The sequence below is a fragment of the Streptomyces sp. RKAG290 genome (assembly GCF_023701695.1).
In the GTDB taxonomy this organism is placed as follows: domain Bacteria; phylum Actinomycetota; class Actinomycetes; order Streptomycetales; family Streptomycetaceae; genus Streptomyces.
In genome coordinates this window covers 3,448,507-3,464,738 of record NZ_JAJOZC010000001.1, presented here as the reverse complement: position 1 = coordinate 3,464,738, position 16,232 = coordinate 3,448,507, and the positions used below count along the sequence as shown (strand labels likewise).

General features: G+C 68.5%; 13 protein-coding genes and 2 pseudogenes. 8 read left to right on the top strand and 7 right to left on the bottom strand.

Annotated features, from left to right (window positions below):
- Positions 1 to 28 precede the first annotated feature (28 nt).
- Complete coding sequence (locus LNW71_RS15055) at positions 29 to 2,752, top strand: transglycosylase domain-containing protein (protein ID WP_250968691.1); 2,724 nt, start codon at positions 29 to 31, stop codon at positions 2,750 to 2,752.
- 133 nt (positions 2,753 to 2,885) lie between these two features.
- Positions 2,886 to 4,381, top strand: a pseudogene (locus tag LNW71_RS15050) (glycosyltransferase family 87 protein).
- Positions 4,382 to 4,438: 57 nt separating this feature from the next.
- Here the strand turns inward: LNW71_RS15050 and LNW71_RS15045 are convergent.
- From LNW71_RS15045 to LNW71_RS15035, 3 genes are all read right to left on the bottom strand, one after another.
- A complete protein-coding gene (locus tag LNW71_RS15045) occupies positions 4,439 to 5,470 on the bottom strand; it encodes an alanine racemase (protein ID WP_250968690.1) in 1,032 nt (343 codons plus the stop codon).
- Positions 5,471 to 5,577: 107 nt separating this feature from the next.
- Positions 5,578 to 6,696, bottom strand: a complete 1,119-nt coding sequence (locus LNW71_RS15040) for a peptidoglycan bridge formation glycyltransferase FemA/FemB family protein (RefSeq protein WP_250968689.1) — start codon at positions 6,694 to 6,696, stop codon at positions 5,578 to 5,580.
- Between the two features lie 194 nt (positions 6,697 to 6,890).
- Positions 6,891 to 7,205 (bottom strand): hypothetical protein, encoded by a 315-nt coding sequence (locus LNW71_RS15035; RefSeq protein ID WP_250968688.1) that lies wholly within the window; start codon positions 7,203 to 7,205, stop codon positions 6,891 to 6,893.
- A 279-nt stretch (positions 7,206 to 7,484) separates the two neighbouring features.
- On the opposite strand from LNW71_RS15035, the gene rpsF reads away from it, so the two are divergent.
- The 4 genes from rpsF (at position 7,485) to rplI (ending at position 9,224) form a co-directional block, all read left to right on the top strand.
- Complete coding sequence (gene rpsF, locus LNW71_RS15030; RefSeq protein ID WP_250968687.1) at positions 7,485 to 7,775, top strand: 30S ribosomal protein S6; 291 nt, start codon at positions 7,485 to 7,487, stop codon at positions 7,773 to 7,775.
- Positions 7,776 to 7,849: 74 nt separating this feature from the next.
- Positions 7,850 to 8,479 (top strand): single-stranded DNA-binding protein, encoded by a 630-nt coding sequence (locus LNW71_RS15025; RefSeq protein WP_250968686.1) that lies wholly within the window; start codon positions 7,850 to 7,852, stop codon positions 8,477 to 8,479.
- A 43-nt stretch (positions 8,480 to 8,522) separates the two neighbouring features.
- Positions 8,523 to 8,759 (top strand): 30S ribosomal protein S18, encoded by a 237-nt coding sequence (rpsR, locus tag LNW71_RS15020; protein ID WP_003967857.1) that lies wholly within the window; start codon positions 8,523 to 8,525, stop codon positions 8,757 to 8,759.
- 18 nt (positions 8,760 to 8,777) lie between these two features.
- A complete protein-coding gene (gene rplI / locus LNW71_RS15015; RefSeq protein WP_250968685.1) occupies positions 8,778 to 9,224 on the top strand; it encodes a 50S ribosomal protein L9 in 447 nt (148 codons plus the stop codon).
- Positions 9,225 to 9,353: 129 nt separating this feature from the next.
- Here rplI and LNW71_RS15010 read toward each other — a convergent pair whose 3' ends face one another.
- Positions 9,354 to 10,691 (bottom strand): MATE family efflux transporter, encoded by a 1,338-nt coding sequence (locus LNW71_RS15010; RefSeq protein WP_250968684.1) that lies wholly within the window; start codon positions 10,689 to 10,691, stop codon positions 9,354 to 9,356.
- A 476-nt stretch (positions 10,692 to 11,167) separates the two neighbouring features.
- Between LNW71_RS15010 and dnaB the strand changes: the two genes are divergently transcribed.
- On the top strand, positions 11,168 to 12,628 hold the full coding sequence (dnaB, locus tag LNW71_RS15005; RefSeq protein ID WP_250972013.1) for a replicative DNA helicase: 1,461 nt from the start codon (positions 11,168 to 11,170) through the stop codon (positions 12,626 to 12,628).
- A 29-nt stretch (positions 12,629 to 12,657) separates the two neighbouring features.
- On the opposite strand, the pseudogene LNW71_RS15000 reads toward dnaB, so the two are convergent.
- Positions 12,658 to 12,954, bottom strand: a pseudogene (locus tag LNW71_RS15000) (dienelactone hydrolase family protein); the annotation flags it as partial.
- A gap of 190 nt (positions 12,955 to 13,144) precedes the next feature.
- Between LNW71_RS15000 and LNW71_RS14995 the strand changes: the two are divergent.
- Positions 13,145 to 14,527: a serine hydrolase domain-containing protein gene (locus LNW71_RS14995; RefSeq protein ID WP_250968683.1), complete on the top strand. Its 1,383-nt coding sequence runs from the start codon at positions 13,145 to 13,147 to the stop codon at positions 14,525 to 14,527.
- 35 nt (positions 14,528 to 14,562) lie between these two features.
- Here LNW71_RS14995 and LNW71_RS14990 read toward each other — a convergent pair whose 3' ends face one another.
- On the bottom strand, positions 14,563 to 15,726 hold the full coding sequence (locus LNW71_RS14990; RefSeq protein WP_250968682.1) for a winged helix DNA-binding domain-containing protein: 1,164 nt from the start codon (positions 15,724 to 15,726) through the stop codon (positions 14,563 to 14,565).
- A gap of 28 nt (positions 15,727 to 15,754) precedes the next feature.
- A complete protein-coding gene (locus LNW71_RS14985; RefSeq protein ID WP_250968681.1) occupies positions 15,755 to 16,207 on the bottom strand; it encodes a GNAT family N-acetyltransferase in 453 nt (150 codons plus the stop codon).
- Positions 16,208 to 16,232 lie beyond the last annotated feature (25 nt).

Below are 16,232 nucleotides of genomic sequence, written 5' to 3'. Positions count from 1 at the left end.
TCTTGCCTGCCCGAGGAGTAGTCGTTCGATGAGCGAGCACCGTCGCAAAACGCCGCAGCCGCAAGGTGGCGGGCGCGCCGCGGCCAGACGAGCCGGCCAGCAGTCCTCAGGACGCCGGGCAGAGCCGTCACGCGGAGTAACTTCAGAGTCACCTTCCGATTCCTACGCCGAGGAAGCCCCGTACGGCGGGCGCGCCGCTGCCAGACGCGCCGCCCAGCGCGGCGGTGGTGGCGGCCGTGGCGGCTCCGACGGGGGCGGCCGAGGCCGGGGCGGCGGGGACGGCGGCCCGGAGGGCCCCGGCCGGGGCCGCGGGCGCGGAAACCAGCGCCCGGCCAAGAAGCGCTTCATCGACTACCCGCGCGCGGGTAAGTACGGCGCGCGTCGCTGGGTGCCGTCCTGGAAGCTCGTCTCCAGCCTGTGCCTCGGCTTCCTCGGCCTTCTGATGGGCCTGGCCGGCCTCGCCTACGCGATGGTCGCCAAGCCTGAGGTGAACGAAGCCGCGAAGGCGCAGAACAACGTCTACTTCTGGGCGAACAACAAGCCGATGGTCTCCACCGGCGGTGCCGTCAACCGGCAGGAGATCGGCTACGAGCAGATTCCCGAGGCGATGCGCAACGCGGTCATCTCGGCGGAGAACAAGTCCTTCGAGCACGACAAGGGCATCGACCCGATGGGTATCGCCCGGGCCGTGTACAACATGGCCAAGGGCGGCGAGACCCAGGGTGGCTCGACCATCACCCAGCAGTACGTGAAGAACTCGCGGCTCTCCCAGGAACAGACCCTGAGCCGTAAGTTCGAGGAGCTCTTCATCACGCTGAAGGTCGGCAAGCAGGAGAGCAAGAAGACGGTCATGGCCGGGTACCTCAACGTCTCCTACTACGGACGGGGCGCCTCGGGTCTCCAGGCTGCGGCCCGCACGTACTACGGCAAGGACGCCAAGGACCTGGACCCGAGCGAGTGCGCCTTCCTGGCGACGCTCCTCAAGGGCGCCAGTTACTACGACCCGGCGGGTGCCCCCGAGGTCGACTCGGTGCAGGCCACGGCGAAGATGAACACGGCGCGGGCGAAGAAGCGCTGGAGCTGGATCCTCGACGAAGAGGTGAAGGACGGCCGGATGACGCAGGCCAAGCGCGACACGTACCGGAACAAATTCCCCATGCCCAAGTTGCCGAAGAAGGACGCGCAGCTGGGCGGGCAGACCGGTTACCTGGTCGAACTCGCGAGGAAGAACGTCCTCGCCAACACCGACATCACCGCCGAGATGCTCGGCCGGGGCGGCTACGAGATCCACACGACCTTCGACGAGAAGAAGGTCAACCAGCTCAACGACGCGGTCAAGAAGGTCTACGACGAGAGGATCGACCCCAAGAAGCGGCCCACCAAGGACACCCACGTCCAGTTCGGTGGCGGGTCGGTCGATCCGGCGACCGGTGCGATCAAGGCGATCTACGGTGGCGTGGACGCGACCAAGCACTACACGAACAACGCCGACCCGACGGGTGCCGCGGTCGGCTCGACCTTCAAGCCGTTCGTGCTGGCTGCCGCGATGGAGCACGGAAAGCGCAACCCCGCGCTCGATGCGGATCAGGATGACTCGGAGCGTACGAAGGTCTCGCCGCTGAGCATCTACAACGGCAACAACAAGCTGCGGATCAAGAAGTACAACGGTGACATCTGGATGAACGAGAAGGGTGAGGAGTGGCTGCAGACCAATGACGGCAACCACTCCGAGGGCAACATCACCCTCCGCAAGGCGATGGAGGTGTCGGCCAACTCCCCGTACGTGCAGTTGGGGATGGACGTGGGCACCGACAAGGTGAAGGAAGCGGCCATCGCGGCCGGCCTGAAGGACGACGCCAACATGGCGAACTCGAACGTGCCGTCGTTCTCCATCGGCACGTCCTCGCCGAGCGTGATCCGGATGGCCGGCGCGTACTCCACGTTCGCTGCCAGCGGCAAGCAGCGCGAGCCGTTCTCGGTCAGCGAGGTGAAGTACAAGGGTGAGACGTACTACCGGCACAAGACGGTCACCAAGACAGCCTTCGACAGCGCCGTGGCCGACAACGTGACCGACGTGCTCAAGAACGTCGTCGAGCACGGAACGGGCACGCCCGCCCAGCTCCCGGGCCGCGACGTGGCGGGCAAGACGGGTACCACGGACGACAACCTCTCGGCCTGGTTCGTCGGCTACACGCCGCAGCTGTCGACGGCGATCAGCATGTACCGGCTGGACGACAACGAGAAGCACAAGAACCGCAAGTTCGAGAAGATGTACGGGACCGGCGGTGAGGAGAAGATCCACGGCGCCTCCTTCCCGGCTCGGATCTGGCACGACTACATGGCCGAAGCGGTGAAGGACGACAAGGCAGTGTCGTTCCCGACGCCGGAGCCGATCGGCGACAAGGTCTACGGCGGCGGCGCGAGCAGCCCCCGGCCGAAGCCGAGCGTGACGCCTTCCCCGACCCCGTCCGATACGCCGTCCCCCACGCCCACACCGAGTGATTCGGCTCCGACACCCGATCCGTCCGAGAGCTGCGGCACGTGGGACTGGGACTGCCAGAACAACACCGGCGGCACGTCCGACGGCACGGACAACGGCGGCACCGACCCGGGCACGACCGGCGGGGACACGGGCGGTACGCCAGGCACCTCCAACGGCGCTACAGGGGGTAACGGCGGGACCGGCTCCAGTCCGCCCCCCGGTGACGGAGGCGGTGGGAACGGCAACATCTTCGGTGGCCCTGCCGGGTAGCGCCCGGCAGCAGCACCCTCACCCGGCCGGTAGGCCGGTGCGAGGTGATCCGAGGGCAGTGACGAGGGCCGCCGCACCACAGGGTGCGGCGGCCCTCGTCGTTTCCACAGCCCCGTACGGCAGGATGTGCGGCATGCCAAGTGCAGAGGACACGAGCGTGCATCAGGAACAGTCCGTCGTACGGCCCACGCGCCAGGACGAGGTCGCCGCGGCCGGCAGCGAGCTGATCGGTGGGCAGTCGGGGCGCTGGTCGCGTCTCGGCAGCACCGCGCTCACGCCCGTGGGCGCCGTTGCGCTGGTGGCGCTCGGGATGTTCGCGCTCGGCATGGTGCAGAAGCTGCCCTGCTACAACTGGGCGTGGTTCAAGGGCGCCGGGTCCCAGTACACACACGCCTGCTACTCCGACATCCCGCACCTGTACTCGGGGCGCGGCTTCTCGGAGGGCCTGTTGCCGTACTTCGACCGGCTGCCCGGCGACATGCAGTACCTGGAGTACCCCGTCCTGACGGGTGTGTTCATGCAGATCGCGTCCTGGCTGACCCCGGGCGGCTCGATCCAGCACCAGGAGCAGGCCTACTGGCTGGTCAACGCGGGCATGCTGATGATCTGCACCGCGATCATCGCCGTGTGTGTCGCCCGCACGCACCGGCGACGTCCCTGGGACGGCCTCCTGGTGGCGCTCGCGCCCGCCTTCGCCCTCACCGCCACGATCAACTGGGACCTGCTGGCCGTCGCCCTCACGGCCGCGGCGATGCTCATGTGGTCCAGGAGCCGGACGCTGGCGTTCGGCATCCTGATCGGGCTGGCCACGGCCGCCAAGCTGTATCCCGTGCTCCTGCTGGGCCCGGCCTTCGTGCTGTGCTGGCGTGCGGGCAAGTGGCGGGAGTTCTGGGTGGCGACGCTCGGCGCGGCGGGATCCTGGCTGGTGGTCAACCTGCCGGTGATGGTGTTCGCGCCCGCGGGGTGGAAGAAGTTCTACACCTTCAGCGAGGAGCGCTCGATCGACTTCGGGTCCTTCTGGCTGATCATCACCCAGCGCACCGGCGCGTCCATCGAGGTCAGCACGGTCAACACCGTGTCGACGCTGGCGACGGTCGCGCTGTGTGCCGCCATCGGCGGACTGACGCTGACGGCGCCGCGCAGGCCCCGGTTCGCGCAGCTCGCGTTCCTCGTCGTCGCGGTGTTCATCCTCGTCAACAAGGTCTATTCACCGCAGTACGTGCTCTGGCTGATCCCCTTGCCGCGCTCGCCAGGCCCCGCTGGCGGGACTTCCTGATCTGGCAGGCGTGCGAGGTCATGTACTTCCTGGGGATCTGGCTGTACCTCGCGTACACGACGAGCGGCGACAAGCACCAGGGGCTGCCGACGGAGGGCTACCAGCTGGCGATCGCCCTGCACCTGCTGGGCACGCTGTACCTCTGCGCCATTGTCGTACGGGACATCCTGATGCCGGAGCGCGACGGTGTGCGGCGCGACGGATCGGACGATCCCTCGGGCGGGGTGCTCGACGGGGCGGACGACGTCTTCGTACTGGGGTACGCGGCGGCGCATCCGCCGCGCCATGCCGCGCTCATGGTCGCCGGACCGCGCGTGGAGTGGGGCACGCGGGGCGCACCGGCCGCCGACTGAGTCCCGCGACGGCAGGGGCGCCTCGGCGGCCGCCGGATGCCCGGCGGCCGGGGCGGCTCAGCGGTCGACGAGGCGGTCGAACTGGGTGGTCGTGTGGCGCAGGTGGGCCACCAGCTCGTCGCCCACCCTCGGCTCCTCGGCGTCCGAGGGCACGAACAGGATCGACACCTGCATGTGCGGCGGCTCGGCGAACCAGCGCTGCTTGCCGGCCCAGACGAACGGCGACAGGTTGCGGTTGACGGTGGCCAGGCCCGCACGGGCGACCCCCTTGGCGCGCGGCATCACGCCGTGCAGTGCCTTCGGGGCCTCCAGGCCCACGCCGTGCGACGTACCGCCCGCGACGACCACCAGCCAGCCGTCGGAGGCGGCCTTCTGCTGGCGGTAGCCGAACCGGTCGCCCTTGACGACGCGCGTGACGTCGAGCACCGCACCCCGGTACTCCGTGGCCTCGTGGTCGCCGAGCCAGAGGCGTGTCCCGATGCGGGCCCGGAAACGGGTCTGCGGGAACTGCTGCTGAAGCCGGGCCAGTTCCTCGGCGCGGAGGTGGCTGACGAACATCGTGTGCAGCGGCAGCCGGGCGGCGCGGAGTCGGTCCATCCAGGCGATGACCTCCTCGACCGCGTCGGAGCCGTCCGTCCGGTCCAGCGGCAGGTGCAGGGCGAACCCTTCGAGGCGCACGTCCTCGATGGCGGCGTGCAGCTGCCCGAGCTCCTCCTCCTTGACCCCGTGACGCTTCATCGAGCTCATGCACTCGATGACGACCCGGGCGCCCACCAGGGCGTGCACCCCGTCCACGGACGACACGGAACGGACGACCCGGTCGGGCAGCGGCACCGGCTCCTCGCCCCGCCGGAACGGCGTGAGCACCAGCAGGTCGCCGCTGAACCAGTCCTTGATCCGGGCTGCTTCGTAGGTGGTGCCGACCGCGAGTGTGTCGGAGCCGAAGCGGATCGCCTCGTCGGCCAGCCGTTCGTGGCCGAAGCCGTACCCGTTGCCCTTGCAGACCGGAACGAGTCCGGGGAACTGGTCGAGAACGGATTTCTGGTGCGCCCGCCAGCGCGCGGTGTCGACGTACAGGGAGAGCGCCATGGCCGGTCCGGAACCTTTCTGGTGGCTGCGGTGTCAGGGGTGTGAAGAGCTTCTTGAAGAGCCCATTGAAACGAATGAAGCCGGTTTCGTCAGCCTTGCGCCACGGATCAGCGGCGGGACATATACATGTCGAGCGCCTTGTGCAGCAGCTTGTTGAGCGGGAAGTCCCACTCGCCGAGGTACTCCGCCGCCTGGCCTCCGGTACCCACCTTGAACTGGATCAGGCCGAAGAGGTGGTCGGTCTCGTCCAGCGAGTCCGAGATGCCACGCAGGTCGTAGACGGTCGCGCCCATGGCGTACGCGTCGCGGAGCATCCGCCACTGCATCGCGTTCGAGGGCCGGACCTCGCGCTTGTGGTTGGCGGAGGCGCCGTAGGAGTACCAGACGTGTCCGCCGACGATCAGCATGGTCGCGGCCGCGACGTTCTCACCCTCGTGACGGGCGAAGTAGAGCCGCATCCGGTTGGGGTCCTCGTTGTTGAGGGCCGTCCACATGCGCTGGAAGTAGCCGAGCGGGCGAGGGCGGAAGTGGTCACGCTCCGCCGTGATCTCGTAGAGCCGCTGCCACTCGGCGAGCTCGGCGTAGCTGCCCTGGACGACCTCGACGCCGGCCTTCTCGGCCTTCTTGATGTTGCGTCGCCAGAGCTGGTTGAAGCCCTTGTGGACGTCTTCGAGCGAACGGTTCGCCAGCGGCACCTGGAAGATGTAGCGAGGCTGCACGTCACCGAACCCGGCACCGCCGTCCTCGCCCTGCTGCCAGCCCATCTTCCGCAGCCGGTCCGCGACTTCGAAGGCACGCGGCTCGATGTGGGTGGCCTCGACGTCGCGCAGGCGCTTCACGTCCGGGTCCTGGATGCCGGCCTTGATGGCGGCGGCGTCCCAGCGGCGGATGACGACCGGCGGGCCCATCTTCACGGAGAAGGCACCCTGCTGCTTGAGGTGCGTCAGCATCGGCTGCAGCCAGTCGGCCAGGTTCGGGGCGTACCAGTTGATGACCGGGCCCTCGGGCAGATAGGCGAGGTATCGCTTGATCTTGGGCAGCTGGCGGTAGAGGACCAGGCCGGCGCCGACGAGCTCACCGTTCTTGTCGAACCAGCCCAGGCTCTCCGAGCGCCACTCGGCCTTCACATCCGCCCATGCCGGCACCTGCATGTGACTGGCCGCGGGCAGACTCTGGATGTACGCCAGATGCTGCTCGCGGCTGATGGTCCTCAGGGTCAGGCTCATGCGGGGCGCTCCTCGGCAGGTGTGTCCCCATCGGTCAGGGGCTCCGGCTCTCGCGCCGAAGCCTACTGTGACCGGGAAGCGCGCGGTCTGGCCCCGTCGTACCTGGACGTTTCCGGTACCTCGGCCCGGGGGCGGCCCCTTACGGGTGCGGTGCCGCCCCGGCATGTGCCGAGGCTGCTGTGGTCCTGCCGTGCTCAGCCCACCACGCCGCCGAAGAGGCCGCCGTGGGCCATGCCGAGGTAGAAACCGATGGCAGAGGCGCCCATACCGAGGATCAGCGGGAACCTCTCCCGTGTGGTCACGGACACGTACTGCCCGTAAGCGCCTGTGAGGAACCCGATCAGTCCGGCCCACGAGCTGATCAGATGCAGGCTGTGGAACATCGCCGTGACGAAGGCGAGGACGCCCATCGCCAGCGTTACCGCCACCAGGGTGTCCTGGAGCGGATGGGACTTGCCGTCCGTGGCGAAGAGCGAAACGGAAGAGCGGGGTCGCACTGCGTGTGCCATGGAGTACCTCCTGGCCGAAAGGCGGCGCATCGTGGCGCCGCTCACACCCGATGTGTACAGATTGCGTCTCCTGACCACCGGATTTCAACCGGAAGCCTTTCTGCAGGTACGCTGTACGGTCTGCACCGGTGTCTGCCCAGGCCAGCACAGTCAGCCCCTTCTCGAAGGAGGGCGTTGTCAGTGGCGGCTGTTTTACTCGGAGACACTGTTGCTTACGCATCACGACCCTCCTGCCACGGAACGACCGTGGCCGCTGAGTCCAAAGGAGGTGGGTTCCACATGCGTCACTACGAGGTGATGGTCATCCTCGACCCCGATCTCGAGGAGCGAGCAGTCTCCCCGCTGATCGAGAACTTCCTCTCCGTCGTCCGTGAGGGCGAAGGAAAGGTTGAGAAGGTCGACACCTGGGGCCGTCGTCGGCTCGCTTACGAGATCAAGAAGAAGCCCGAGGGCATCTACTCGGTCATCGACCTGCAGGCCGCGCCTGCAGTCGTCAAGGAGCTCGACCGCCAGATGAACCTGAACGAGTCGGTCCTCCGGACCAAGGTCCTCCGTCCCGAGATCCACTGAGCTTCTAGCTCAGTGGTCATCGGGTTCGAGTAGCAGCAAGCAGCCAGAAGCAATCCCCGCCGAGAGGTTCACCCATGGCAGGCGAGACCGTCATCACGGTCGTCGGCAATCTCGTCGACGACCCCGAGCTGCGCTTCACCCCGTCCGGTGCGGCGGTCGCGAAGTTCCGTGTCGCGTCCACTCCCCGCATCTTCGACCGGCAGACCAATGAGTGGAAGGACGGCGAAGGCCTGTTCCTCACCTGCTCGGTCTGGCGGCAGGCCGCGGAGAACGTCGCCGAGTCGCTCACGCGAGGCATGCGCGTTGTCGTGCAGGGCCGGCTGAAGCAGCGGTCGTACGAAGACCGCGAGGGCGTCAAGCGCACGGTCTACGAGCTGGACGTCGAGGAAGTCGGCCCCAGTCTCAAGAGCGCCACCGCCAAGGTCACCAAGACCACCGGTCGTGGTGGTCAGGGCGGCCAGGGCCAGGGTGGATACGGCGGCGGTCAGCAGGGTGGCGGTAACTGGGGCGGCGGTCCCGGTGCTGGTGGTCAGCAGGGTGGTGGCGGTGCTCCCGCCGACGACCCGTGGGCCACGAGCGCGCCGGCCGGCGGCCAGCAGGGCGGGGGCCAGCAGGGTGGCGGAGGCGGTTGGGGCGGAAGCTCCGGCGGTTCCAGCGGCTCTGGTGCATCTGGCGGCGGCTACTCGGACGAGCCTCCCTTCTAGGGCAGCTCGTACCCCCACTTCTTGATCACACAGGAGAAACACCATGGCGAAGCCGCCTGTGCGCAAGCCTAAGAAGAAGGTCTGCGCGTTCTGCAAGGACAAGACCCAGTACGTGGACTACAAGGACACGAACATGCTGCGGAAGTTCATTTCCGACCGTGGCAAGATCCGTGCCCGCCGCGTCACCGGCAACTGCACGCAGCATCAGCGTGACGTCGCCACGGCTGTCAAGAACAGCCGTGAGATGGCGCTGCTGCCCTACACGTCCACCGCGCGATAAGGGAAGGGTGACCGAATCATGAAGATCATCCTCACCCACGAGGTCTCCGGCCTCGGTGCTGCGGGCGACGTCGTTGACGTCAAGGACGGGTACGCCCGTAACTACCTGGTTCCGCGTGGCTTCGCCATTCGCTGGACCAAGGGTGGCGAGAAGGACGTGGCGCAGATCCGCCGCGCCCGCAAGATCCACGAGATCGCCACGATCGAGCAGGCCAACGAAATCAAGGCCAAGCTCGAGGCCGTGAAGGTGCGTCTGGCTGTTCGCTCCGGCGACGCCGGCCGTCTCTTCGGCTCCGTCACCCCGGCCGACATCGCCTCGGCGATCAAGGCTGCCGGTGGTCCGGACGTCGACAAGCGTCGCGTCGAGCTCGGCTCGCCGATCAAGACGCTCGGCGGACACCAGGTGTCCGTGCGTCTGCACCCCGAGGTCGCTGCAAAGCTCGGCGTCGAGGTTGTTGCTGCCTGATCAGGCCGCATCTCAGCAGAACAGTGAAGGGCCGCACCTCTCGGGGTGCGGCCCTTCGCCGTTTCCGCGTCCGGGACCGGTCGGGATTCGCTGCCTGTTTCACGTGAAACAGGCAGCGAATCCAGCGGCTCAGCGAGCGGCGCCGGTGACCAGCCATTTGCCCGATCGGGCACGGAGCCAGAGCGTCGCCATGCGAACGACCATCATCAGGGCCATCGCACACCACAGCGCGGCGAGCCCGCCGCCGAGGGCGGGAACCAGCAGGGCCGCCGGGGCGAAGATCGCGAGGGTGACGAGCATCGCCCAGGCCAGATACGGGCCGTCCCCAGCCCCCATCAGTACGCCGTCCAGCACGAAGACGACGCCGGCGATCGGCTGGGTCAGGGCCACTACCAGCAAGGCAGGGAAGAGGGTGTCCTGGACGGAGCGGTCGCCGGTGAACAAGGGCACGAACAGGGGTCGGGCCAGCATGATCAGCACTCCGAACAGCACGCCGGAGGCGACCCCCCACTGCACCATGCGGCGGCAGGCCTCGCGTGCGCCCGTTGTGTCGTCGGCTCCCAGGTAGCGTCCGATGATGGCCTGCCCGGCGATGGCGATGGCGTCCAGCGCGAAGGCCATCAGGCTCCAGAGCGAGAGAATGATCTGGTGTGCGGCGATGTCGGTGTCGCCCAGCCGGGCGGCGACGGCTGTGGCGATGAGCAGGACGGCGCGGAGCGACAGCGTACGGACCAGGAGGGGGACGCCCGCCTGCGCGCTGGCCTTGATACCCGCAGCGTCGGGTCGCAGCGAGGCGCCGTGCCGCCGGGCACCGCGGACCACCACGATGAGATAGGCGGCCGCCATCGAGATCTGGGCGATCACCGTGCCCCAGGCCGATCCCGCGATGCCGAGTCCGGCGCCGTAGACGAGGGCCGCATTGAGGGCTCCGTTGGCAGCGAACCCGCCGATGGCGACGTAGAGCGGGGTGCGGGTGTTCTGCAGGCCCCTGAGTACACCTGTTGCGGCCATCACGACGAGCATCGCGGGGATGCCCAGGGCGGAGATCCGCAGATAGGTGGTGGCGTAGGAGGCCGCGGTGTCGGAGGCGCCGAAGACGCCCACCAGCCAGGGGGCAAGGGGCAGCGCAAGAGCGATGACGGCGAGGCCGAGCAGGAGTGCCAGCCAGATCCCGTCCATGCCCTGGCGGATCGCGGACGCCAGGTCCCCGGCTCCTACCCGTCGGGCTACCGCGGCTGTGGTGGCGTAGGCGAGGAAGACGAAGATGCTCACGGCGGTCGTCAGCAGGGCGGCGGCCACCGCCAGGCCGGCCAGTTGCGGGGTGCCTAGATGGCCCACGATGGCACTGTCGACCATCACGAAGAGGGGCTCGGCCACGAGCGCGCCGAAGGCGGGAACCGCGAGCGCGATGATCTCGCGGTCGTGCCGACGGCGACTGGGTGGCGGGGTCGCCGGTGCCTGGGTCATGGGGCCAATCTAATCTTCCACAGGTAACGGATGCAATCCCTTAGTGATCCTTACATTTGTTGCGGTCCGGTGTTCTGCTGTGTGCGGGTTGCCATGATCTTGCGCCGACTCGGAAAGTTTTTCTCCCCCACAGCCGGTGGATGGGGAAGGTGCAGGTCAGGGCCGTGATGCTGGGGGCGCTATGAGTTTGTCCACAGTGCTGTCCCCCGGTCCGTGCACAGGTTCCGGGGGGTTCTCCACAGCATCTGGTCCGTCGTCCACATGCCCTGTGGATAACCAGATTGGCTGACGGTGCCAGGCGGCCTACCGTGGTGCGGCGCCCCCACCCCGTTTCGGCCCTGGAAACCCGCAGAACCCGACACACCGGAACCGGAGTCGGGCGTCTTGTTTGTCGGTGCCGTGCCGTAAGAAAGAGTGGCACGGCTAGGTCCGCGGAGCGGACGGGAGGAGGTGGCCGGATGAGCATTCCCGAGCCTTTGGATGACCCCTGGGCCGACACCGGTCCCAGTGACCGGTTGCCTGTCTCCCGCCAGCGCCGGAGCGAGGGCCGGGACCGCGTGGAGCAGCACGACCGCGGCCGGGAGAGCAGTGGCTGGGAAGGCGGTTCCCACGAGTTCGAGCGGGTGCCCCCCCAGGACCTCGACGCGGAACAGTCCGTCCTCGGCGGCATGCTCCTGTCGAAGGACGCCATCGCCGACGTCGTGGAGATCATCAAGGGCCACGATTTCTACCGCCCCGCCCATGAGACCGTTTTCCAGGCGATCCTCGACCTCTATGCCAAGGGCGAGCCGGCCGACCCGATCACGGTGGCTGCCGAGCTGGTCAAGCGCGGTGAGATCACCAAGGTGGGCGGGGCTCCGTACCTGCACACCCTGGTCCAGTCGGTGCCCACCGCGGCCAACGCCTCGTACTACGCGGAGATCGTTCACGAACGTGCGGTACTGCGGCGCCTGGTCGAGGCCGGCACCAAGATCACGCAGATGGGATACGCGGCCGACGGCGATGTCGACGACATCGTCAACTCCGCACAGGCCGAGATCTACGCCGTCACCGAGCAGCGGACCAGCGAGGACTACCTGCCGCTCGGCGACATCATGGAGGGCGCGCTCGACGAGATCGAGGCGATCGGTTCACGCAGTGGCGAGATGACCGGTGTGCCGACCGGCTTCACCGATCTCGACGCCCTCACCAACGGCCTCCACCCGGGCCAGATGGTCGTCATCGCGGCGCGTCCCGCCATGGGTAAGTCGACCCTCGCCCTGGACTTCGCCCGGGCCTGCTCGATCAAGAGCAACCTGCCCAGCGTGATCTTCTCCCTCGAAATGGGGCGGAACGAGATCGCGATGCGACTGCTGTCCGCCGAGGCACGGGTGGCGCTCCACCACATGCGCTCCGGCACCATGACCGACGAGGACTGGACGCGGCTGGCGCGGCGGATGCCGGATGTCTCCGCTGCCCCGCTCTACATCGACGACTCCCCGAACCTCTCCATGATGGAGATCCGCGCGAAGTGCCGTCGCCTCAAGCAGCGCAACGATCTCAAGCTGGTGGTCATCGACTACCTGCAGCTGATGCAGTCCGGTGGCTCGAAGCGTGCCGAGAGCCGTCAGCAGGAGGTCTCGGACATGTCCCGAAACCTCAAGCTGCTGGCGAAGGAGCTCCAGCTGCCGGTGATCGCGCTCTCCCAGCTGAACCGTGGCCCCGAGCAGCGGACGGACAAGAAGCCGATGGTCTCCGACCTCCGTGAGTCCGGTTCCATCGAGCAGGATGCCGACATGGTGATCCTGCTGCACCGTGAGGACGCCTACGAGAAGGAGTCACCGCGGGCGGGCGAGGCGGACCTGATCGTCGCCAAGCACCGTAACGGACCGACGGCGACGATCACCGTCGCCTTCCAGGGGCACTACTCCCGTTTCGTGGACATGGCGCAGACCTGATCGGTCCCGGCGCCGGCGCAGGTCTCAGATGCCGCACGGCCGATAGCCCGCATCCGGTCGGGGTCGGCGAGCAGCGGGGTCACGCGCGCCAGCATTTCCTGTGGGTCGGTGAGCCAGCGTCCCCCGTGGAGGTCGAAGGCCAGGGCAACGTAACCCAGTTCGGCCAGGGCTTCCGCCCGGCGGCGCTGGAAGTCGTTCAGGCCCGGCCCCTCGGGCCCGATCAGGACTGCGGGCCCGCGGTCGGCACCGGCGGGGAGCGCGAGATGTCCGATCATCGTGAGGCCGTCGGCCGGGTATTCGACCGCGCGCGTGGTCACTGGTGTCATGAGCCCGGACTGTAGTGAGCGTCGAGCCCGCTCGGACCGGTCTTCACCGTCGGCGGAACAGGGCGGCCGCAGGCCCATGGGGTGCCTCCGGACCGGATTCAGGCGGACATTGCGCACGTACTCCGCCACCGGAGCACGTCCTCGCGGAAATGAGGTCGCTCCGGACAGGTTCGGACGGTAGTTGTTGACGATGACTTCTCCTGCTGAACAGTTGCTTGCGGGTACCCAGCGCGCTCTCCTGCACCGCATCGCCACCGCCCAGGCCGACGGCCGCTCACCCTCCTTCGTGGCCGCCGTGCAGCGGCGGGGCCAGGTCGTCTGGAACGGCTCCCGCAGCTGCGTCGACGGCCATGCTCCCGATGACGACACGCAGTTCAGGATCGGGTCCCTCACCAAGACGTTCACCGCGGTACTGGTTCTGCGGTTGCGTGACGAAGGCCTGCTGGACCTGGCCGATCCGCTGGAGAAGCACCTGACCGGTACGGGGGCGGGCGAGGTCACCATTCATCAGCTGCTGGGCCACAGCGCGGGTCTCGGTGCCGAGTCGCCCGCCCCGTGGTGGGAGCGGACCCCCGGCAGCCTGCGGCCGGACCTGGCCGATGTGCTCGGTGACCAGACCCGGATGCACCCTCCCGGTCGTCGGCACCACTACTCCAACCCCGGTTACACGGTGCTCGGAGCGCTGATCGAGGCCATGCGTGGAGCGCCCTGGGCGCAGGTACTGCGGAGCGAGGTCCTGGAGCCGCTGGGCATGCTCCGTACGGGGCCGCAGCCCCAGGCACCGCACGCAGGCGGCTGGGCCGTTCATCCGTGGGCCGATGTCATGCTGCCCGAACCTGCCGAGGACCTCGGTCTGATGGCACCGGCAGGCCAGCTCTGGTCCACCACCGCCGACCTTCTCCGTTTCGCGGCCTTCCTCGCCGAGGGGGACGACCGGGTGCTCCGCGCCGCTTCCGTGCAGGAGATGAAGGACCCGTCCGCGCCGCCCGAGTCGGGGGACTGGGACGGGCACTACGGTCTGGGGCTCCAGGTGGTCCGGAGGAACGGCCGCACACTCGTCGGGCACACGGGGTCGCTTCCCGGCTTCCTGGCCGCCCTGTGGTTCAGCGCCGAGGACGATGTGGCCGCCGTGGCCTTCGCCAACGCCACTTCGGGGCCGCTGGTCGGCGAAGTGGCTGCCGAGCTCGTGAGTATCGTCGCCGAGGCCGAGCCCCGCATCCCGGAGCCGTGGCGTCCGCTGCCCGAGGTGGACGCGGAACTTCTTGCGCTGACCGGCCCCTGGTACTGGGGCACGCGAGCGAACCTCCTGCGTCTGACCTCCGACCGAGGGCTGGAACTCCGCGGCCTCCGTGGCGATGGCCGCGGAGCCCGCTTCACCGCCCGGCCGGACGGCACCTGGATCGGACTGGACGGCTACTACGCGGGGGAGACGCTGCGGATCGTCCGGAACGACGACGGCAGCGTGAACCATCTGGACCTGGGATCGTTCGTCTTCACGCGCGAGCCGTACGATCCCGCAGCCGCCGTTCCGGGTGGCGTGGACAAGGAGGGGTGGCGCGGCCTGGGGAGTTGAGCGCCCCGTTTCACGTGAAACGGGCGGCGGCCCCGTCAGGCCGTCAACTCCCGTTCCAGCGGCGTGCGGAAGCGCGGTGTGATGCGCGCTTCACCCACCCAGCCCGCCAGTCGAGATGCCTCCTGCTCGATTGCCGCGGTGGCATCCCGGCCGGTGTCGGTGAGCAGTCGCCAGACCGGTTCGCCGGTGGCGCGCTGGGCCCAGCCGCCCACGATGCGGCCGTTCCACCACACGGTGGGGCCGATGTTGCCGGAGCGGTCGAAAAGCGCTGCGCGGTGCTCGGGCGGGAGGTGGAACCCGCGATCGGCCCAGCCCATGGCGCTCGGGTCGAGAGCGGGCAGCAGAGCCGCCCAGGGTTCCGGCGCTGTTTCGGTCCCGGTGTCTCCCGGCGCGACATAGGCCGTGGCGCCGTCATCCAGCCGCACCTCCTCGGCTCCGACGGCTGCCAGTGCCGTGCGGACCTGACCGAGCCCCCAGCCCGTCCACCACTTGAGGTCTGCCTCTGATGCCGGGCCGTACGAGCGCAGCCAGCGCAGGGCCAGCTCTGCCTGTGCACCGGCCGTTTCCGCCGCGGAGCGGGGCTCAGCAGCGGCCCAGCGGAACTGGCTTGAGGTCCAGGAACCCCGTGGCCGGTCCCGGCGGATGCGGCCTTCGGCGGCCAGCACCCGGATGACCCGGGAGGCCACCCCCTGCACCGTTTCCTGCTTCTTGCCGGGGAACACCGTGATCTTCGTGCGCAGGGCGGGTACGGCGGCGGAGAGTTCGCTGCCGGTGGCAGTGCCGCGGGCGGTCAGGGCCGCCAGGGTGCTGTTCTCCGCAGCGGCCAGCCAGCGCTCGTCCAGCCCGTTGCCGTCCTCGGCCAGGTGCTTGAGGAGGTTCCGGCGTTCCTTGGCCGCCACGGCCCGCGCGTTCGACGCCTCGATCTGTGGCGCCAGCTCTTGTGACACGACGAAAAGCGTGTTGCGCATGGAGAGCAGCCGGGCCAGTGAGAGGTCCTCGTACAGGGATTTCTCCACTGCGGCGATGCTCGGTGTGCAGAGCCGGGCGCAGACGGACAGGAAGACCGTGGCGGCGTCGGTGGCATGCAGCGCGACGACGGCATCGGCCACGGCGACCGGGGACTCCGCCTGCACGCCGGGGGCCAGGAGGTGACGTCTGGCGAGCCTGAAGCGGCGCTGTTCGTCGCTGATGTGGTGCACCGTTCCACCCCTCGGGTGCCGACTGCGGTCAGAGAGCGAGTTTGAAGCCCACGTGGCTGGCCACGAAGCCGAGCCGTTCGTAGAAGCGATGGGCGTCGGTCCGGGTCGCGTCGGATGTCAGCTGGACCAACTGGCAGCCCTGGCGCCGGGATTCATCCACGGCCCACTGGATCAGCTGGGTACCGAGTCCGCTGCCGCGTTCGTCCGCGTGGACCCGGACCCCCTCGACCACGGAGCGGGTCGAGCCCCGTCGGGAGAGGCCGGGGATCACGGTCAGCTGAAGTGTTCCGACGATCCGGTCGCTGCGCACGGCGACCACCAGGTGCTGGTTCGGGTCGTCCGCCAGCCGCTGGAACGCTGCCCGGTACGGCGTGAGGTCGTCCGGCGACTCGCGCCCGGCGCCCAGCGGATCGTCGGCGAGCATGGCCACGATCGCGGAGAGGTCGCCGTTGCTCGCGGGCCGTATTTCCAGATCGCTCATGATCAGCAGCCTACGCAGCCGAGTC